Source organism: Vibrio sp. B1REV9 (assembly GCF_905175395.2).
Lineage (GTDB): Bacteria > Pseudomonadota > Gammaproteobacteria > Enterobacterales > Vibrionaceae > Vibrio > Vibrio alfacsensis.
This window is the reverse complement of the sequence record NZ_HG992745.1, coordinates 1,487,741-1,506,969: the sequence shown is the minus strand read 5'-3', so window position 1 is coordinate 1,506,969 and position 19,229 is coordinate 1,487,741. Positions and strand designations below refer to the sequence as shown.

At 44.8% G+C, this 19,229-nt stretch carries 15 protein-coding genes; 6 read left to right on the top strand and 9 right to left on the bottom strand.

The annotated features are described in order from the left end of the window. The first annotated feature begins 18 nt into the window (after positions 1-18). The 4 genes from KHN78_RS12480 (at position 19) to KHN78_RS12465 (ending at position 5,516) form a co-directional block, all read left to right on the top strand. Positions 19-588 carry a PilZ domain-containing protein gene (locus KHN78_RS12480; RefSeq protein WP_211916272.1) on the top strand — a complete coding sequence of 190 codons (570 nt, stop codon included), beginning with the start codon at positions 19-21 and terminating at the stop codon, positions 586-588. A gap of 25 nt (positions 589-613) precedes the next feature. Next, positions 614-4,075, top strand: coding sequence for a transcription-repair coupling factor (gene mfd / locus KHN78_RS12475; RefSeq protein WP_211916271.1), 3,462 nt, complete (start codon positions 614-616; stop codon positions 4,073-4,075). A gap of 7 nt (positions 4,076-4,082) precedes the next feature. Further along, on the top strand, positions 4,083-4,853 hold the full coding sequence (locus KHN78_RS12470; protein ID WP_211916270.1) for a peptidoglycan binding protein CsiV: 771 nt from the start codon (positions 4,083-4,085) through the stop codon (positions 4,851-4,853). Between the two features lie 114 nt (positions 4,854-4,967). Beyond that, positions 4,968-5,516 (top strand): GNAT family N-acetyltransferase, encoded by a 549-nt coding sequence (locus KHN78_RS12465; protein WP_211916269.1) that lies wholly within the window; start codon positions 4,968-4,970, stop codon positions 5,514-5,516. Positions 5,517-5,619: 103 nt separating this feature from the next. Here the strand turns inward: KHN78_RS12465 and KHN78_RS12460 are convergent, their stop codons facing one another. The 7 genes from KHN78_RS12460 to hinT form a co-directional block, all read right to left on the bottom strand. After that, positions 5,620-6,909 (bottom strand): NAD(P)/FAD-dependent oxidoreductase, encoded by a 1,290-nt coding sequence (locus tag KHN78_RS12460; RefSeq protein WP_211916268.1) that lies wholly within the window; start codon positions 6,907-6,909, stop codon positions 5,620-5,622. 561 nt (positions 6,910-7,470) lie between these two features. After that, on the bottom strand, positions 7,471-8,010 hold the full coding sequence (gene ycfP / locus KHN78_RS12455; RefSeq protein WP_211916267.1) for an alpha/beta hydrolase YcfP: 540 nt from the start codon (positions 8,008-8,010) through the stop codon (positions 7,471-7,473). Positions 8,011-8,088: 78 nt separating this feature from the next. Continuing rightward, positions 8,089-8,970 (bottom strand): phosphotransferase, encoded by an 882-nt coding sequence (locus KHN78_RS12450; protein ID WP_211916266.1) that lies wholly within the window; start codon positions 8,968-8,970, stop codon positions 8,089-8,091. A 59-nt stretch (positions 8,971-9,029) separates the two neighbouring features. After that, positions 9,030-9,620 carry a penicillin-binding protein activator LpoB gene (gene lpoB / locus KHN78_RS12445; protein WP_128810514.1) on the bottom strand — a complete coding sequence of 197 codons (591 nt, stop codon included), beginning with the start codon at positions 9,618-9,620 and terminating at the stop codon, positions 9,030-9,032. 90 nt (positions 9,621-9,710) lie between these two features. Continuing rightward, a complete protein-coding gene (locus KHN78_RS12440; protein ID WP_211916265.1) occupies positions 9,711-10,103 on the bottom strand; it encodes a YcfL family protein in 393 nt (130 codons plus the stop codon). Then, positions 10,103-11,497, bottom strand: coding sequence for a COG3014 family protein (locus KHN78_RS12435; RefSeq protein WP_211916264.1), 1,395 nt, complete (start codon positions 11,495-11,497; stop codon positions 10,103-10,105). Before KHN78_RS12435 ends, KHN78_RS12440 begins: the two co-directional genes overlap by 1 nt. 172 nt (positions 11,498-11,669) lie before the next feature. Then, a complete protein-coding gene (gene hinT / locus KHN78_RS12430) occupies positions 11,670-12,020 on the bottom strand; it encodes a purine nucleoside phosphoramidase (RefSeq protein ID WP_128810511.1) in 351 nt (116 codons plus the stop codon). Between the two features lie 235 nt (positions 12,021-12,255). On the opposite strand from hinT, the gene KHN78_RS12425 reads away from it, so the two are divergent. After that, positions 12,256-14,247, top strand: a complete 1,992-nt coding sequence (locus KHN78_RS12425) for a methyl-accepting chemotaxis protein (RefSeq protein ID WP_211916263.1) — start codon at positions 12,256-12,258, stop codon at positions 14,245-14,247. Positions 14,248-14,411: 164 nt separating this feature from the next. Then, complete coding sequence (locus KHN78_RS12420) at positions 14,412-15,572, top strand: DUF1887 family protein (protein WP_211916262.1); 1,161 nt, start codon at positions 14,412-14,414, stop codon at positions 15,570-15,572. 216 nt (positions 15,573-15,788) lie between these two features. Here KHN78_RS12420 and udp read toward each other — a convergent pair whose 3' ends face one another. Both udp and KHN78_RS12410 read right to left on the bottom strand, forming a co-directional pair. Further along, on the bottom strand, positions 15,789-16,547 hold the full coding sequence (gene udp / locus KHN78_RS12415) for a uridine phosphorylase (protein WP_005437517.1): 759 nt from the start codon (positions 16,545-16,547) through the stop codon (positions 15,789-15,791). Between the two features lie 307 nt (positions 16,548-16,854). Further along, positions 16,855-19,161, bottom strand: a complete 2,307-nt coding sequence (locus KHN78_RS12410; RefSeq protein ID WP_211916261.1) for a zinc/cadmium/mercury/lead-transporting ATPase — start codon at positions 19,159-19,161, stop codon at positions 16,855-16,857. Positions 19,162-19,229: the final 68 nt, after the last annotated feature.

Genomic DNA, 19,229 nt, shown 5'->3' with positions numbered 1-19,229 from the left:
GGCAGAAAGGACCGAATAATGACAGAGCAAGAGTATTTCACTGTACATCACAGCCTAACCATTAACGTGGAGACGTTAGCAACAGGCTTTATTCTGCCAAATGAAGAGACATTTGAATCAGAAATCCCAGCACCATTTATCGTTGCAAGCGAATTCAGCCATTTAGATATGTTGGCCGACAAAGCACGCTTAGAGCTACAAACGAAAGAGCTCAAGCATGTCATCAATTTACTCGACACCCAAAACTCAAAGCTCAATCTGCTTTTAAGTTTCATGCTTTCCCAACAAGATGATGCCGACGTTCGTTTTCAGACCACACAGTTTGGAGCCAGTCAATTAAGTTATCGTACTCACCTCGAAGCCAATCCCGAACAATTGGTGCGAGTCAAACTGTTCTTAGACCATCCTGCTGCGGCCATTTACTGCTACGCTCAAGTAATGGATTGTCAGCCAGAAGAGCAAGGATATGTGGTGACTTTAAAATACAAATTGCTCCGAGAAGCCGACCAAGATTTACTGATCAAAGCCGCGTTATATCAACAACAAAAACTACTACGCCAGCGTTCATTAGAGCGAAATATCAAATAACCATCATGACAAAAAAATAACTATCATGACAAAAGCAACGATTCTATCGGTCACAAACCCATCAGGTTCTGGTGACAAAAAGCAACTTGGCAACCTCCCAGGGGCGGCATTAGCGATGGCCATTGCTGAGCTTGCTAAACAGCATAAAAGCCACGCTTTACTTGTCGTGCCCGACCCTCAAATCGCGCTAAAACTGCAAGCCGAAATCGAACAGTTTACTGATAAGCCTGTTAGTCTGTTTCCAGATTGGGAAACATTACCTTACGACAACTTTTCACCACATCAAGAAATCATCTCCGACCGTATCGCTCGTTTATATCAATTGCCTCATCAACGCGACGGTGTCACGATTGTTCCAGTCAGTACGGTGTTACAACGTCAATCACCACGCGACTTCTTGCTGCAACACACTTTGATGGTCAAAACAGGTGATCAATTTTCATTAGATAAGTTGCGTGTCCAGTTAGAAAATTCCGGCTATCGCCATGTTGATCAGGTATTTGGTCCCGGTGAATACGCAAGCCGCGGTTCAATTCTTGACTTATTCCCAATGGGCAGCTCCGATCCGTACCGCATTGATTTCTTCGATGATGAAATTGATACCATTCGTACGTTTGATCCCGAAAATCAACGCTCCGTTGAAGACATTGAACAAATTCAATTGCTACCTGCTCATGAATTCCCAACCACGAAATCCGCAATAGAAGATTTTCGCACCCGTTGGCGCTCTCAATTTGAAGCAAGACGTGAGCCTGAATCTGTTTACATGCAAGTGACGAAAGGAACTTGGCCTGCCGGTATCGAGTATTGGCAACCCCTTTTCTTCGATCATACTGAAACCCTATTCGATTACTTGCCAGATGATTCCCTACTCATCACCTTTGGTGATATTGAAACGGCAATCGATACGTTCTTAAATGACGTTGAATACCGTTACGATCAAAAGAAAATCGACCCATTACGTCCACTGCTTGCTCCCCATGAATTGTGGTTAAAGAAAGATGAACTGTTTACGTACTTCAAACAGTTACCTCAAGCTCAATTGAGTTCAGAGAAAATCGTTAAACGTGCGGGTCGAGAAAACCTAGCCGCGCAATCTCTCACTGAACTTGGTGTTCAGCAGCAAAACAAAGAGCCACTTGCTCGATTACGACAATTTAGCGAGCAATTCACCGGTAAAATTGTTTTTTCTGTAGAGTCAGAGGGTCGCCGTGAAGCGCTCACAGAGCTATTGCAAGGAATTAAAGTTCGCCCCGTAGTGCATGACTCGCTCTACAAAGCACTCGATTCTGATGACCGTTTTAGCTTGATCCTCGGTGCGGCAGAACATGGTTTTGTTCATGATGAGCTAGGCTTCGCTCTGATCTGTGAAAGCGACTTATTGGGTGATCGCGTCATCCAACGTCGTCGCAAAGATAAGAAAGCGGTCAACAGCGACACCGTGATTCGCCATCTTGCCGAACTCAAACCTGGTCAACCCGTCGTACATATCGATCATGGTATCGGTCGATACCTTGGCCTCCAAACCCTCGAAGCTGGCGGCATGAAAACCGAATACGTGACGTTGGAGTATCAAAATGATGCCAAGCTCTATGTTCCCGTATCCTCTTTAAACCTAATCAGTCGCTACTCAGGTGGAGCAGAAGAAAGTGCACCTCTACATAAGTTAGGCGGGGAAGCATGGGCCAAAGCTCGGCGTAAAGCGGCGGAAAAAGTCCGCGATGTGGCAGCAGAACTTCTGGATGTGTACGCTAAACGTGAGTTAAAACCAGGTTATAAATTCGCACTCGATCGCGGCCAGTACGCTACCTTTAAAGCGACGTTCCCGTTTGAAGAAACCGATGATCAATCTATGGCAATCAACGCTGTCTTGTCTGACATGTGTCAAGCTAAAGCCATGGACCGCCTCGTGTGTGGTGATGTCGGTTTTGGTAAAACTGAAGTGGCCATGCGCGCGGCTTTTGTTGCCACAGACAACAGCAAGCAAGTTGCGGTGTTGGTGCCCACGACCCTGCTTGCTCAGCAGCACTTTGAAAACTTCCGTGACCGATTTGCCAATCTGCCAATCCGAGTAGAAGTCCTATCGCGCTTTAAATCTGCTAAAGAACAGAAAGTGATTCTTCAAGACGTTGCTGACGGCAAAGTCGATATCGTGGTGGGCACTCACAAATTACTTTCTAGCGATATCAAGTTCAAAGACCTTGGTTTATTGATCGTCGATGAAGAACATCGCTTTGGTGTGCGCCAAAAGGAAAAAGTGAAAGCGATGCGTGCGGATGTCGACATTCTAACGCTTACCGCGACACCAATTCCGCGAACGTTGAACATGGCGATGAGTGGCATGCGCGACTTGTCGATCATCGCGACACCGCCAGCACGCCGTTTGGCAATCAAAACGTTTGTACGCCAACGTGAAGACGCCGTGATTCGTGAAGCGGTACTACGTGAGATCATGCGTGGTGGTCAGGTGTACTTCCTACATAACCAAGTCGAGACCATCGAAAAAGCGGCGGAAGACCTGCAAAAACTGGTTCCAGAAGCACGCGTAACGGTTGCCCACGGTCAAATGCGTGAACGCGAGCTAGAGCGCATCATGAACGACTTCTACCACCAACGTTTCAATTTGTTGGTTTGTACGACCATCATCGAAACCGGCATTGACGTTCCAACCGCGAACACCATCATTATGGATCGCGCCGACAATCTTGGTCTTGCTCAACTTCACCAATTACGTGGCCGAGTTGGGCGTTCGCATCACCAAGCTTATGCATATTTATTGACCCCTCATCCAAAAGCCATTACGAAAGACGCCATCAAACGCCTCGATGCTATCGCTTCACTCGAAGATCTGGGGGCGGGCTTTACGCTGGCTACGCACGATCTTGAGATCCGTGGCGCTGGTGAGCTACTAGGTGATGAACAAAGTGGTCAAATTCAATCTGTTGGTTTTACACTATATATGGAAATGCTTGAACAAGCCGTTGAAGCGCTGAAAGAGGGGAAAGAGCCATCACTGGATGATTTACTGCGTGAGCAGACAGAGATTGAAATGCGAATTCCTGCACTGCTGCCAGATGATTATATACCAGACGTTAATACTCGCCTGTCTATGTACAAACGCATCGCCAGTGTGACGGACTTCGATGGGTTATCTGAACTCAAAGTGGAGTTGATTGATCGCTTTGGTTTGTTACCTGATGCAGCGAAAAACCTGCTTGCCATTTCTGAACTAAAAATTGGTGCCGCGTGCCTTAAAGCGAAGAAAATCGAGGCACATGATAAAGGCGGATTCATCGAGTTTTACCCAGATGCTGACATAAACCCAGCGTATTTGGTTAAACTCCTGCAGTCACAGCCGCAAAAATTTGCAATGGAAGGTCCAACTAAGTTCAAGTTTAGCGTACCATTGACGGACCGACGTAAACGCATTCAATTTGTCCAAGACTTACTGAATGATTTTAAACAGAATTTATTACCAACGAGCTAATAGTCGAATGAGAATACTGATCCCATTATTGCTTCTTTGTGTCTCAATGCCATCTTGGGCTGCGCGTCAATTTGATATTGAAGTAATTATTTTCAAACGAGCAGTCGACCCTGAAAGCACTACTGAATCATGGCCAAATACCCTGCCAACGATCGAGATGAGCAATGTCGGCAGTCTAGAGAGTGAGTCTTACCGAAGTTCAAAAGGCGTAACACTACTGCCCCGCTCTTCTTTCCGCTTAAATGCACAAGAAGCGGCATTGAGTAAGCATGCGGGTTTCAAGGTTTTAAAACACGTAGCATGGCGACAAGGCGATCGCGGTAAAGCAAGCGCACCCATTTTCCGCTTTGTCGGAGGCCGTGATTATTCAGGCAGTTACTACTCTGATGGCCGCGCTAAAGACGGAAGTGCACAACCACTAGATACAGATGGCTATAGCGAAGAAACGGCCACTGGTCCGCTTTACGAACTGGACGGAAAACTCCAAATCTATGTTCAGCACTATCTGTTCGCGGAAACCACACTGGATATTCGCGAGCCGAGTGTGCGTGAGGTTCGTATAGAAGCTCAACCTGTTGACCAACAAACAGAAACACTTGGTGAAGTCGATGGTAATGTCCAAGTAGGTAACTTAGCGGAAATTTCCCCAACGGTGACTGAAGAAACATTCTTGAAAAGTTACCGACTCGATCAGAAACGTCGTATGCGTAGCGGTGAAACTCACTACCTAGACAACCCATTAATGGGAATGATCATTCAAGTTCGTCGCGTGCAATAATCATTCGCACTAACATGAAGCGCAGCAAATGCTGCGCTTTGTTATATCTAACGTCCGAGCCCTTTTAACCTAAAGTTATTAGGGTGAGAAATGATCATTTAGGTATCTCAATTTATGAGTCCGGATTTTGAAATCATTACTCCTCGCTTAGCCTTAAAGCTCATTCCCGCAGAAGATGCACATGCTTTACAAGCACTGATCGTCCAATCGCCCTCTTTACATCAATGGCTTGATTGGTGTGACCCAAGCGTGACACTGAAAGAAGCGCAAGATTTCTTACTCGCTACACGTTTAAACTGGGTCAAAACCGAGGCTTTTGGGTTTGGTATCTATGAAAGAGAAAACCATCATCTCGTGGGTATGGTTGCTGTCAATGAGCTATACCATACATTCAACATGGCAAGTATTGGTTATTGGGTTGCAGATAAGCACCAAAGAAAGGGATTTGCACAAGAATCAATCGCAGCTTTGGCTGAGTTTTGCTTTGCACAATTGAGTTTAACGCGAATTGAGATCGTTTGTGATCCAGACAATACCGCAAGCCAAGCTTTAATTGAGTCTGTCGGAGCGAAGAGAGAGACGATTGCTAGAAATCGTTTTATCTTTCACGGAAAACCCAAAGATGGCGTGGTGTATTCACTGCTGCCGATTGATTTAGAATAAAAAAACCACCGACATGCGGTGGCTTCTCTTTATATCTCTTTGGGTTTCATCACCGACTCTGCGTTATATTACGAGACCAGCGATAGAGGAACCCCATTTTAAATTAGTGTAGCTTTAGATTTGGGCGAAGTACGCGGTTGATTCGGCCAACCAGCATCATTAGACTCGTCTTAATCACACCATGCAGCGCCATTTGATGCATGCGATATAATGAGATATAAACCACACGAGCAATGCGACCTTCAACCATCATAGAGCCTTTGGTTAGGTTACCCATCAAGCTACCTACCGTAGAGAAGCGGCTAAGTGAAACCAAAGAACCGTGATCTTTGTAGACGTACTCTTTTAACTCACGCCCATTCAACTTCGCTACGATATTGCTGAATGCTTGGCTTGCCATTTGGTGTGCTGCTTGAGCGCGAGGTGGTACAAATGAACCATCCGGCTGAGTACATTGAGCCAAATCACCGATAACGAAAATATCGTCATCACGTGTCGTTTGCAGCGTGCCTTTCACCACGAGCTGATTAATACGGTTAGTTTCTAGACCAGCAATGTCTTTGATAAAATCAGGCGCTTTAATACCGGCAGCCCAAACCATAATTTGAGCCGGGATCTTCTCGCCATCTTTTGTCGTCAAACCGTCTTTCTCTGCTTGTGTTACCATTGTCGCAGTGCGGACATTTACGCCCAACTTCACGAGCTCTTGGTGTGCTGCAGACGAAATACGCGGAGGCAAAGCAGGAAGAATGCGCTCACCCGCTTCAATCAAGCTGACATTCAACTTGCTTGAATCAAGATCGCCAAAGCCATACGTTCTTAGCTCTTTGACCGCATTGTGTAACTCTGCAGAAAGCTCAACGCCAGTCGCTCCGGCACCAACAATCGCAATGTCTACCGTTCCGTTACCGTTTTTTGCGTGCAGCTTTAAGAACTCATTGTTCATTTCACTGCGGAAACGGTGCGCCTGCTCTGGGCTATCGAGGAAGATACAATTATCACGCACACCTGGTGTGTTGAAATCGTTAGATGTAGAACCAATCGCCATGACCAGAATATCGTATTCCAATTCACGTCTTGGCATTAGAAGCTCACCATGATCGTCTGTAAGCTCACTTAAAACGATCACTTTACGTTCACGGTCGATATCTTGCAGACTGCCCATTTGGAAGTCAAAGCAGTGGTTCTTAGCATGCGCACGATAGCTTAATGCGTCCACACCCTCATCGAGTGAACCCGTGGCAACTTCATGCAATAACGGTTTCCACAAATGGCTTGCTTTGCGGTCTACTAAAGTAATTTGTGCTCGGTCCTTACGACCAAGAGTGCGGCCTAGTTTGGTTGCCAACTCAAGGCCACCTGCACCACCACCAACAACGATAATACGTGTCACAATGATTATCCTCTACAAAATGAATATATGGGGTCAGCCCGATGCACACTTTCGCCTTGCGAAGTCTTACACCCAACCGATGAATTCTTGGGGCTCTAGAGGTAGTTCACTTTTGGATAAATGCCGATGCTATTGTTTTGCGCTTTTCTCTACGCTTTGCTATTTAGTTCAGCGAAACGCTGTACTTGAAGACGCTCATCAGCTGGTAGTCTGAAAACACGATCTCAGACAATAAATGGGCAAGTTATTTCCTTGCTCTCAATTTTTTTTGATATTTATCAAATTATTTTTACTGAGTTCATTATATAGGGCATTCCTTTATTGGCAACAAAAATCCTTACCAAGGATACGGATTGGTTACTTTTTGCCTGCTCTACAATACCATTTTCGTGCTACAAAAGACTAAATGACCTCCACTCGGGATAGTCCACTAAGCCTTCAATCATTTCAGAATGCAAGGATGTAAGGATGCAAAACGTTCTTTCAACGATCTAGTGGCGTGCAGAAACAAAAACAGCACTTCGAAAAGTGCTGTTAAGGAAGGCATTGCTTAAATGAAAATTATGCGTTCTTGAACGCTTTCATCGCTTGCAAATGATGGGATATTTTTTTGAACTTGTGCGTTTGAGTATCATCCCAAATAATTTGGTAATACGCTTCTAACTCCGCCGCTGTTTTTGAATTGTCGTGAATTTCATCTTCTTTCGACAAAATCACTAAGCATCGTTCTTGGTTCTTAGTACGGAACTTCTCGACGCACTTGGTTGCGATGTCTTCATACTCTTCTGGACGATCAATACGTCCTGCCATGGTATTCTCTGGGTGCAAATTGGGATTAAACATGACTTGCTTAATACCACATAGGAATCCAATTCTTTCTGACCAATAAGCGCCTAAACCCACGCCACAAATCAACGGGCTTGGATCATCCGATTGGTCAATCACCTTAGACACTTCTTTTAGTAAGTGTTGCATATCATGCTTAGGATGAAGTGTGCTGTAATTGATGAAACGAACGTCATCATCGATGAATTGCAGTTGAAGCACTTTTTCGTGATTGCCTGGGCTTGTGCTATCAAAACCATGCAAATAAATAATCATGTGTACCTCTCCCTATATCCTATATTTGGTACTTCACTTTAAACTACCACTATTTCTTTATGGTTAAAGGAGAAAACGTCATCGATTCTCAAAACAGTGATCTTCCATACATAATAGGTCTTTAAACTCGTCTGCACTGTGTAAGTATTGCTCATCACCCCACAATTTGTAGGCAAGCAAATACCATAACATTGCCATCATCCTTGTCCTTGGTATCCACGCTAAGACACCATCCAACCATAGAGTCACTTCTTCTATTTGGCGAGCTTGGCAATATTGAATGACACCTTGTTCAATAGAGACATCAGCCAGTTGCAAAACAAGGGCAAGATCAAGTCTCGGATCCGCTATAGCTGCGTATTCCCAATCAATCACTTTTATCTCATTATCGCCGCAAACTAAGTTGTAGCTGCCTAAATCGAAATGGCACAGCGCCAGCGGAATAGAGTCAATATGCGGATCAGAACGCCACTTTCGATACAAGGCTTCAAATTCTGTTCCTGAAAATTCGCCATTCAAACCGTACCAATAGTGGTCAACCTTCGCTGAGTATGAAAAGGTGCTAAGCGTTAATGACGTCAACGGATAACCATGAATTGATGCCGCAACCGCCAGAATTTGCTCAATATTGATATCAGAATGCGTTGGCGTATACCCTGTTAGCCATTCCACCAATAACCCTTGCTCATCAACAAATACCGCTTTGGGGCCTAGGTTGAGTGGTGAGATAGCCGTAAGAACTTGATACTCCTCATGACGAGAAATAGCAAACGCCTCACATATTTGACTGGTTGGACGCCAGACATACTCCAATCCGTCGGAACAAACCAATCGCCAGCATCGATTGGTTAATCCACCAGTGAGTGCGTGAGCTCTCACTGGTGGTGACGCGAAAAAGCCATCCAGCGCGCTTAAACTCGGCTCTAAGAGTTTAGCTTGCTGCCAAGAAACACTGGTCATAAATGACTTATCCACATTAGGTTAATAACGTTCAAGAGATCAATAGCGTGAAAGTCTCATTAAAGACCAAATAGGCTCTTAGATTGCTCTTTGCGAATTTCTGTCTCGTCCGCCCATTCAATCAAGCCCGTTTCCAAATCCATTAAACGCATGGTCATTTTGTAGTATACATCTTTGTCACTGCCTGCATTTTTCACGATGCTTGAAAGGTTACCATAAAGCATGTATTGCGCACCGACCATTTTACCGAATTGAATCGCCGTGCTTTGGTTCACCAGTTGATCTGAATTTTGGAAGTTCAACTGCTCACGAACGGACTCTACACGGTCCATGTCAACAAAGCGGAACTTACCTGAGTTCAGCATCTTAGTAGAGATTGAATCCGTGATCGATTCTGTATCAATGTGTTCACTTGTCTTATTCTTGATGCGCTCAACAAACACAATAGGACGTTGGTCTCGAGTGATCGCAGCCACAGAGCCTGACATCATCATGCTGTCGACCATTTCACCGGCAATTTTTTGCAGATCAGTTGAACCAAAATCAATCGTCGTCGTTTCAACCGCTTGCGCATCACCATAAGAGACTTTGTTTGAACAACCACCCAAAATGACGGCAAGACCTAACAGAGCAATAACACTTTTCTTCATGAGAGTTCCTTAGTTTGTGTTTCGTTCCAAGGCGTTTCCACCTTGGTAAAGCAGCATAACCGCTAAAAATTGTATCCACCAATGAGTGGGTTAATCATCTTGTGCTTCACGGATTTGAACGCGAAATTGAGTGCCATTTGGATTTACGGTTACCTCAGATAACGTAACTTGGTCAAATCCTCGCACGGTCATTTGTCGCCACGGGCCAGGTTTTGTGTTCACTTCCAAGCCCGAATTATCGTACCAATAAAAACGGTAAAGAATATGCTGGTCGCCTTTGTAATTGCTCGTAAGTTGCACCACGCCTCGCGGCCGATCATCAACATACGTCGTGGTAATTTTGTCAATCAGTAAACGACTACCTAGTACATTATCACCAAAAAATACGTTCTGGGTTTGACCATCGATTCGAATACCTGCGGTGTTGTCAGCACACCCCACTAAACCAATCATCACAACCAAACCAATAAGCCATGCTTTCATTACAACCTCCCAAGTTGTTTATGCCACACTGTTGAATGTGCCCCCTGACGAGATACCCAAACCAACGTTGTTTGTTGTGCTGGCACGTCAAATTGATACACCTGATCACCAACATTAAGGCTCTGCTCTCCCGGTTTAACAACTTTTGAAGCGGTTTTCACCGTTCCCGGTAGCGTTTGCCAACTTCTGGTATCAGGTTGCTCAGTTAATGTATTCCATACGTTGAAAATAAGATTACCAACGTCATCTCCTTGTGCCGCTTCTTTACGAATACGGTCTTTTGCCCAAACACGAATGGCTTGACGTAGAATGATGGTTGTTAAACGCTCATTTAAATCATTCTGTGCCATGTCGTTCACATTCACTAACGTGCTTGATGGTAATTTCTTACCGTTCAAAGCGACATCACCAAAGCGTTGTGTGCCACGCTTGGGATAATAAGGTAACGCTAATGAGTAGATGGCCCCATTCCCTCGACTGTCATAAATAGGTAAGTCAACACGCCAACCTTGCAACGCTTCCACCACTCCTTGCTCATCTATCACAATCACACGACCTTGTGATTTGCTTAGAGCTGATGGGGCCTTACCATAGCGTTTTTCCAACATACGCAAATCTTGGTTCATACCCAATTTTTTCGCGGCGTACATGGTACTTTCAATCACTTGCTTGTTTTCTGGCATAACCGCCAATGCACGACGGTAGTCCACATACGCACTGTTCAAATCTCGTGATGCTTCATAAAGCAAGCCAGAGAGATAAAACAAGTAACCATTCTGCACGGAACTTAACTTTTTCCCTGCGTCTGGATAGTTCGCTAATACACTACCCAAGTTAGCCGACATCCCTTGTTTGTTAAGATCTTTCTCCGCTTGCTTTAGTTCCCTTTCCCGAGCTTTTTTTGCAGCTTCTTGTACTTGGTTAGCACGACGCACCTCAACTAACGCTCCCTCAAGATCATTTTTCTGCAGGTAGTTCAGGCCAAGATACAAATGCAAAAAGCCGAGTTCATAATCGGCAGGCTGGTAATCATTTAAGTTATCGTTAATGGCGAGGGAACCAACACTTGTTGCGGTTTCTGATACGGAGATAGTCGCTCGATCTTGCTGTTTACGTACAGCTCGATCACTGTTTTCCAATGCACTCAAACTTTTGGGATAATCTTGAGCAAGAAAAGAAATACGGCCTAATTCGAAATTGCCAAGAATTTCACCGCCGACATCACTCGATTGCAATTGCTCAGCTTGTGCATATTTGCCCGCCAAGACGGCTTGATACACTTCTTGGTTTTGATCGCTGTAATGACTAAACAGATTGCCAGCAGATAAGTTTGCACACCCTGTCGTCAACAAGGCCCAGCTAATCAAACCGAGTAGCTTCAAAGCATATTTCACATTTATCTCCACAAATGTGTTATTCGACCAAACTGAAAAGTGGATGGCAAATTCGGCCATCCACGGTTCACATTCAAAATCATATCCTGCCTAATGGGGACTACTCAAGATAGCGACTACTGCTGAATTTTCGCTGACAGCGTCGCGCAGCAGAACATCATTTTAATTCGAGTTAGCTTAACACCATTGGCCCAAGAGGACGACCGCCCAACAAGTGCATATGAATATGGTAAACCTCTTGTCCACCATGGGCATTACAATTCATGATGAGACGATACCCATCTTCGGCAATGCCCTCTTCCTTAGCAAGTTTCTTCGCTACCGTGAATAAGCGTCCCATCATCGCTTCATCTTCCGCCTCTACATCGTTTGATGTTGGGATTAGCTTATTTGGAATGATAAGAATGTGGCTTGGCGCACGAGGGTTGATATCGCGAAATGCCGTAACTAAATCGTCTTGATATAGAACATCAGCAGGAATCTCTTTACGAATAATTTTGCTGAAAATTGTTTCTTCCGCCATGGGAACTCCATTTTATATAAGTGTGTTACCTATTTAGTATGCGCTATGCCAAGATTGAGCTCAATAAAAAACAGTGTTCACTTAACACTATCAACAGAACGCGAATCAGAGAATCTTTTTTTGTCGTGTGCGTCATAAAACGTGTGGAAGGAACTCAATACAATCCAGAGAATTTTGTAAATTTTTAAGTCATTACTTACTTATTTGGCTATTTTTTGGGAGAGGGCGCTCACTTATGCAGGGTTCAGTTATTAAAAGGATGTATGCAGGCTTTGCTCTGATCATCATCTTATTTGCTGTCACAATTGCCATTATGATGGGAGGTATGAATGACATTCATGGAAAATTCGAGAATGTTTCCAAGTCATCCTTACCACTCGTATCACTATCTAACCAAACCAGTGTAGAGCTTCTTTCTGCCGATAAGTCATTTAAAGACTTTCTAACTACTGAGAATAAACAACGTATGGAGGAGATGCGTCAAGAATTTGCCAAATCTCAGCAACAATTTGGCGCAACGCTAAATCAACTTGAAGAGGCAAGCCAGATTTATCCATCCCTTGCTGAACCTTTCTCTCAATTGAAAGAACTAGAGCAGAGCTACTTCAACGAAGCGCTGGAAGCCATGAACAATTACGAAGCGATGTTCGTTGCCCAAGAAGAAGTACAAAAATCTTCTCGTCGATTCCAGCAATTAAATACCGAGCTGTCCGTTGGCTTAAAAGAATACATTGCCGATCAATCAAGTATCTCGGTCAAAGTCATGGCTAAGAGTTATTTCATAAAACTCAATGACGCAGAGCTCATCACGTCTGATGCACTTGCTAGCACAAATCCTGAGCAAGTGATGCAAGCGCTCGCTAAAAACCGTAAGGCTGTGACTCATTTAAATTACGCATTTAACGGTCTTGTTACTCAACTTCCGGAGTTAAAAAAGGCGTTTGGAGAAACCGTTACGCAGTTTACTCGTGACGTTGGTCAACGTGGTGGTGTATTGGACCAACACAACAGCTACTTAGCCGCTCGCGCAGCACTTTATGACAACATTGCCAACTTAGCGGCAAAAGTCGATTCGACAATGACTATTCTTGAGCAGTTCAACACGACGGCGACTGACAAATTGAACGAATCATTGACAGAAGCCGGGACGATTTATTCTCAAGGGGTGACAAAAGCGATTGTTATCGGTGTCATCGTTGTTGTTTTTGCCACTGCGATTGGCTATCACATCGCAAACAGCGTTCGTGAACCTCTGACACGCATTTTAAAAGCGCTAGAAAGTTTAGCCAATGGAGACATGACACAGCGCATCGATATTCGTTACAACAATGAATTCAGCCGTGTGAGTGGCCATATCAACACTCTCGCCGACAGTCTTCACGACATTTTGGTGAAAATTAACGATGCATCAGAAAACTTAACCACCACTGCATCCAACAACGAGAGTACCTCTTCCTTTGCACAAATTAAGCTAAATTCACAACGTGCCCAAACCGCCAGTGTTGCCACTGCAATGACGGAGATGTCTAACTCGGTGCAAGAAGTCGCGCAAAGTGCACAAAGCTCGTTAGAGATGGTACAACGCGTTGAGTCGGCTTCGGATCAAGGCCGCAATGTGATGAACAGTAATATCTCGACCATCAATCAATTGGAGAGTCGTTTAAATGAATCCGTCTCTGCGGTATCTGAATTACAAAAAATGAGTGGTCAAATCGGTTCTATTCTTGACGTGATTCGTAATATTGCAGAACAAACCAATCTACTTGCGCTCAACGCGGCAATAGAAGCTGCCCGCGCAGGTGAACAGGGACGCGGTTTTGCGGTGGTCGCGGATGAAGTTCGTGTTCTGGCCTCTAAAACGACCCAATCAACCACCGAGATTGAGTCTATGATCAGTAACTTACAATCAAGTTCACAATCAGCAAACCAAGTGATTCAAAGCTGCATGAATGATATGGATATGTCCGTAGAACAAGCCTCTAAAGCCAACTGCTCGATGGAAGAAATCCAAGCTCTCATTCTGGAAATTAGTCAAATGAGTACGCATATTTCTCATGCGGCGGCAGAGCAAAGTGCAACATCTGCAGATATTGCCCGCAACATAGAAGAAATCAACAGTATTGCTGACGAGAGCTATCACGCAATGTCGAGCATCGCACAAACCAGCGAGTCATTGACACAGTTAGCACATCAGCAAAACGAATTGGTTCATCGATTTAAGTTATAGTTATTGAAATAGATAACGCTAAGAATCCATACAACCAACTGTACAAGGGCGACTTTTTACCAAGTCGCCCTTGTTTTTTTATGGCCCTGTCTACATATGGTTATTATGGCTTGCTCATCTTTTTCATTTATATTTTCGAGCAAGCCAAATATGAAGGATAACTTATGGCTGTTCATGTTGGTATAATCGACCAAGATCCCGTGAGATTGGTCACTCCGCTTTTAGATAATCGTACAATCAGTACTCATATCGTATTCATCGGTGACAAGAACCAAGAAGACGCCTACCATCGACTGAGTGCCGTATTAGAACAGCGAAAAATCACCTCTGAATTTTTTGAGATTCCTTCTGTCGTCAATACGTCTTTGATCAAACAATCAATTCAGACACTGGCTCAAGACTTACACAACCGCGGCGAAGAAGTTAAGCTCAATGCAAGCTGTGGGCTTCGTCATCGCTTACTCTCAGTTTATGAAGTTTTTCGTACTTACCATTGGCCTATCTTTGTTGTGGAACCAAACAGCGATAAGTTATGTTGGCTATACCCAGATGGCAAAGAAGACACGCAAGTGGAAGACCACATTACGATTTCTGATTACCTCACTATTTTCGGTGCGCGCGGTGAATTCCACCACGTAGATCTTCCACCTCAACTCGATCAAAAGCTTTATGAACTGGGTGAACGTTGGGCATCTAACGCGTTGGAGCTTGGCCCTGGCCTTGCAACGCTGAACTATCTTGCGACCACTTGTCGTAAAGAACAAAAGTTGGATGTAGAGCTTTCTGAGAAGCAACAAGGCTACCGTGAGCTCAATATGCTTCTGAGTGATTTGGTTGAGGCACAAATTGCAACTTACGAAAATGGTATTTTAACGTTCACGAATGAGGACGCTCGTCGTTTCTCTAACGGTGAATGGCTTGAAACACTGGTGCATAGCACGGTGAAACAAATTCAAGACAGTATGCCGACCATTCAAGATCGCTCATTAAACGTTCAGGTTTATCGCAAACTCGGTGAAAGCGAAGTTCGCAATGAGCTTGATGTTGCGACGGTGGTGAACAACAAGCTTCACATCATCGAATGTAAAACCAAAGGCATGCGTGATGATGGCGATGATACGCTCTACAAGCTGGAATCATTACGTGACTTACTAGGCGGTCTACAAGCTCGAGCCATGCTCGTCAGCTTCCGTCCACTGCGCCACAATGACATCACTCGTGCAGAGGATTTAGGGTTAGCCTTAATCGGTCCGGATGAGTTAAAAGACCTGAAAACACACCTAAGTGCTTGGTTTAAAGCCGCTGGCGGTTCTGACGAAATCTAATCTCTGAACACTATCAAAAGCAGCTCTCGTGGCTGCTTTTTCGTGTATGGGCCCAACAAACGAATACTAACGGTAATGCTAATTGTAGAAAATAACGGCTCACTCTCGCTTGTTATAACGCCCCTCCGAATAAAGCGCAGATAGAAAAAGCCAGAGGCGAACCTCTGGCTTTTCCCGTTTGTTTTACTGTCAGCCAAACCCTTTGGCAAAGAAGACTTAAAGCATCTTACGAGCGGCTTCAACTACAACCTTAATTGAGCGAGCTTCCGTTTCTTTTAGAGTTGAATGATCTGGAATCTCTTTTTGTGTACGGTTGATGATTACACCCGCCACACAACCTGCTTTAAGGCCAGAACTTGCACACATGGTTAGCAATGTTGCTGACTCCATTTCAAAGTTCAGGACACCCATATCTTGCCACTCTTGCATAGAGCCTTGGAAACGCTTAACCACACGGCCGGAGAACGTGTCGTAACGCTCTTGACCTGGGTAGAAAGTATCACTTGAAGCAGTCACCCCCATATGAACAGTTGCACCAGATTCTTCAACTGCCGCTTTCATTGCGGTTGCAATTTCGAAGTCTGCTACTGCTGGGAACTCCATAGGAGCAAAGTGCAAGCTCGCACCGTCTAGGCGAACAGAACCTGTCGTCACGATCATGTCACCCACATTAACATGCGGCTGGATTGCGCCCGTTGTTCCGACACGTAGGAAAGTGCGAACACCTAGTTGCGCGAGTTCTTCCACTGCGATAGACGTTGATGGGCCACCGATACCTGTAGAACAAACCACAACAGGTTTACCATCTAGCTCTGCACGGTAAAGCGTATATTCGCGGTGACTTGCTAGAAAGACTGGATTTTCCATTTCTTCTGCGATTTTTTGTACGCGTGCTGGATCGCCTGGAATGATGGCCAGTGTCGCACCATTAAGATCCGCTTCAGTAACACCTAAATGGAATACAGCTTGAGACATAAGTCGCTCCTTGTTGTGGCCTATTTTGTAAACAATAAGCTCATTAATAAGTTGTTGGGTACAGAAGCACTGTAGCGAACCTTTCCCCAACATTGAGTGATCACAATCACAATGAAACAATGTAATAAATCCACACTTTCAAATAAAAACGGTTTACATCACACTTTATGAGAAAGGATGTCACTTCGTTGCATAAGAATAAGTGATTTACCAAACGAAACATTCAACAAAGATATTTTTTGCTTAGCAGTTACAGCAAAGCCTGACGCATCTAAACCTCAGGCTAATTATTAAAGGGCTTATCTTGCTATTTTACTTGCTTAGATTCAAAACGAAGCAATCTTAAAGCATTCAACGTAACCAGTGCGGTTGCGCCACTGTCGGCGAGTACTGCTACCCAAAGGCCCGTAATACCAAGTAAACTCGTCACTAAGAACACACCTTTCAAGCCGAGCGCTAATGCAACGTTTTGACGAATGTTGTTTAAAGTCGCGCGCGATAGCTCAATCATTGCTGCAAGCTCAATCAAACGGTTATGAGTAAGCGCGGCATCTGCTGTTTCCAGCGCAACATCAGTACCACCACCCATCGCAATACCAATGCTGGATGCTTTCATTGCTGGCGCGTCGTTAATGCCATCTCCGACCATTGCAACGGTATGCTGTGCAGAGATTTCTTCAACGTAATGTACTTTGTCTGCTGGCAACAAGCTTGCTTTATAATCCAACCCAATTTGGCTTGCGATCGCTTCTGCGCTTCTTGGATTATCTCCGGTTAACATCACTGATGAGATTCCCAGTTTTTTCAGTGCTGCTACCGCTTGCTGAGCATCTTGACGGAGAGTATCTTGCCACGCAATCAAACCAATCACTTGTTCGTCATAACGGGCGATAACCACCGTTTTTCCTTGATCTTCCAACTCCACGACTTGCTTCTCAATCACAGATGACAGAGGGAAATCGGCTTTTGACGGTGCAATAACTTGAACCAACTTACCATCGACCACACCTGTTACACCCGCGCCAACCTGAGCGGTTTTATCATCGGCCTCCGGAATCATGATTCCCTGCCCTTGCGCTTTATTCACTAAAGAAATTGCCAAAGGGTGGCTTGAGCCAATCTCTATCGAAGCAGTCAAGCTCAGTAGTTGTTCTTCCGTCACATCAAATGGCACCACGTCAGTCACTTGTGGTTTGCCTTGTGTCAGTGTACCTGTTTTATCAAAAGCGACGGATTCCACACGACCAAGCAACTCTAGTGCAGCTCCACCTTTAATCAGTGCACCACGTTTTGCCGCTGCCGCTAAACCAGACGTAATGGCGGCTGGTGTAGAGATAACCAAAGCACACGGACATGCGATCAATAACAATGCCAATCCACGATATACCCAGGTTTCCCAAGGCTGAGCAAACAGCAATGGCGGTGTGATGATGACTAATAGTGACACAAGCATCATCAATGGTGTGTACCAACGGCTAAATTTGTCGAGGAAGCGTTCAAGCGGTGCTTTGCGTGATTCTGCTTCTTCAATCAAATGCAAAATACGGTCAATCGCATTTTCACCTTGACGAGATGTCACCTTAACTTGCACAACTTTATCGATAACCACAGCGCCGGCCATGATTCTTCCGCCTTCACTATGTTCAACCGGAACCGACTCTCCTGTCAGCGCACTTTCATCAAAACTCGCCGCAAGGGTCATCAATAAGCCATCTGCTGGCATTCGACCACCAGGCGAAACTTCAATAACATCACCCGGTTGAAGCTGTGACGCTGGTACCTCTTGACGCTCACCGTCTACGATCAGCGTTGTATTCTCTGGAACGAGATCCATCAGAGCTTGGACACCACTTCGAGCGCGAGATGAGGCATATGCTTCCAACTTTTCACCAATAAGGAAAAGCAATAGCACCATCGCCGCTTCTGCAGTTTCACCAAGATAAAGTGCGCCTAACGCTGCAACGCTCATTAATGTTTCTATTGCAAACGGGGTTCCGCTGCGAGCGAGCCTAGCTGCTTTCATGGCAACCGGATACAAACCAAGCAAACAGGTTAAAGTAAATAGCCAAGTACTCAGCGTTGGATTGAAGTCAGAAATGACACCAGCAAACGCCATTGCACCGGCAATTGACAAAATTTGGACATTGTCTTTAACAATGCCTAGCCAACCTTTCTTTTCCACTTTTGGACGAGGTGCATCTGTAGAAGTGAGTGGGAAACCCGTTTGTTGCGCGATTTGTTCAATTACAGAAGCCAGTGCGCGGTTATCAAAATCCACCACAAGCTTTTCTGTCGCGAAGAGCACTTTAGCGTTGATGACACCATCAACAGAACCGATTGCTTTTTCTAGCTTCTGCGCACAGGCAGGACAATCCATGCCAGAAACTAACCAGCTATTACGAACGGTAGATTCGAGGGGTTCGGCAGGGCCTTCTTCTTCAGCAGGATCCGTACTACAACCTCCACTGCTACAGCAAGAATCCTCTGACGGAATCACGCTTGCTTGAGTAATGTTAAGTGCTGGTTTCGCCGGTACGCAGCAAGCGTCATTTGCACCTACTGCCACCGCTGATTTGATTTTGCCAGATTGGCAGCCCTGATGTTTTGTACACATAATTCACTTTCCTTATTGGTGATAAGTCTCTATCTACCACTAAGCATAAACCTTAGAGCTAACTCTAA

Bases quoted from the DNA above. Each gene is read 5' to 3' on its own strand.
- KHN78_RS12440 (WP_211916265.1), bottom strand. From the start codon at position 10,103: ATGAAAGCATGGCTTATTGGTTTGGTTGTGATGATTGGTTTAGTGGGG.
- KHN78_RS12465 (WP_211916269.1), top strand. From the start codon at position 4,968: ATGAGTCCGGATTTTGAAATCATTACTCCTCGCTTAGCCTTAAAGCTC.
- KHN78_RS12420 (WP_211916262.1), top strand. From the start codon at position 14,412: ATGGCTGTTCATGTTGGTATAATCGACCAAGATCCCGTGAGATTGGTC.
- KHN78_RS12425 (WP_211916263.1), top strand. From the start codon at position 12,256: ATGCAGGGTTCAGTTATTAAAAGGATGTATGCAGGCTTTGCTCTGATC.
- ycfP (WP_211916267.1), bottom strand. From the start codon at position 8,010: ATGATTATTTATTTGCATGGTTTTGATAGCACAAGCCCAGGCAATCAC.
- KHN78_RS12470 (WP_211916270.1), top strand. From the start codon at position 4,083: ATGAGAATACTGATCCCATTATTGCTTCTTTGTGTCTCAATGCCATCT.
- udp (WP_005437517.1), bottom strand. From the start codon at position 16,547: ATGTCTCAAGCTGTATTCCATTTAGGTGTTACTGAAGCGGATCTTAAT.
- mfd (WP_211916271.1), top strand. From the start codon at position 614: ATGACAAAAGCAACGATTCTATCGGTCACAAACCCATCAGGTTCTGGT.
- KHN78_RS12480 (WP_211916272.1), top strand. From the start codon at position 19: ATGACAGAGCAAGAGTATTTCACTGTACATCACAGCCTAACCATTAAC.
- lpoB (WP_128810514.1), bottom strand. From the start codon at position 9,620: ATGAAGAAAAGTGTTATTGCTCTGTTAGGTCTTGCCGTCATTTTGGGT.
- KHN78_RS12410 (WP_211916261.1), bottom strand. From the start codon at position 19,161: ATGTGTACAAAACATCAGGGCTGCCAATCTGGCAAAATCAAATCAGCG.
- hinT (WP_128810511.1), bottom strand. From the start codon at position 12,020: ATGGCGGAAGAAACAATTTTCAGCAAAATTATTCGTAAAGAGATTCCT.
- KHN78_RS12450 (WP_211916266.1), bottom strand. From the start codon at position 8,970: ATGACCAGTGTTTCTTGGCAGCAAGCTAAACTCTTAGAGCCGAGTTTA.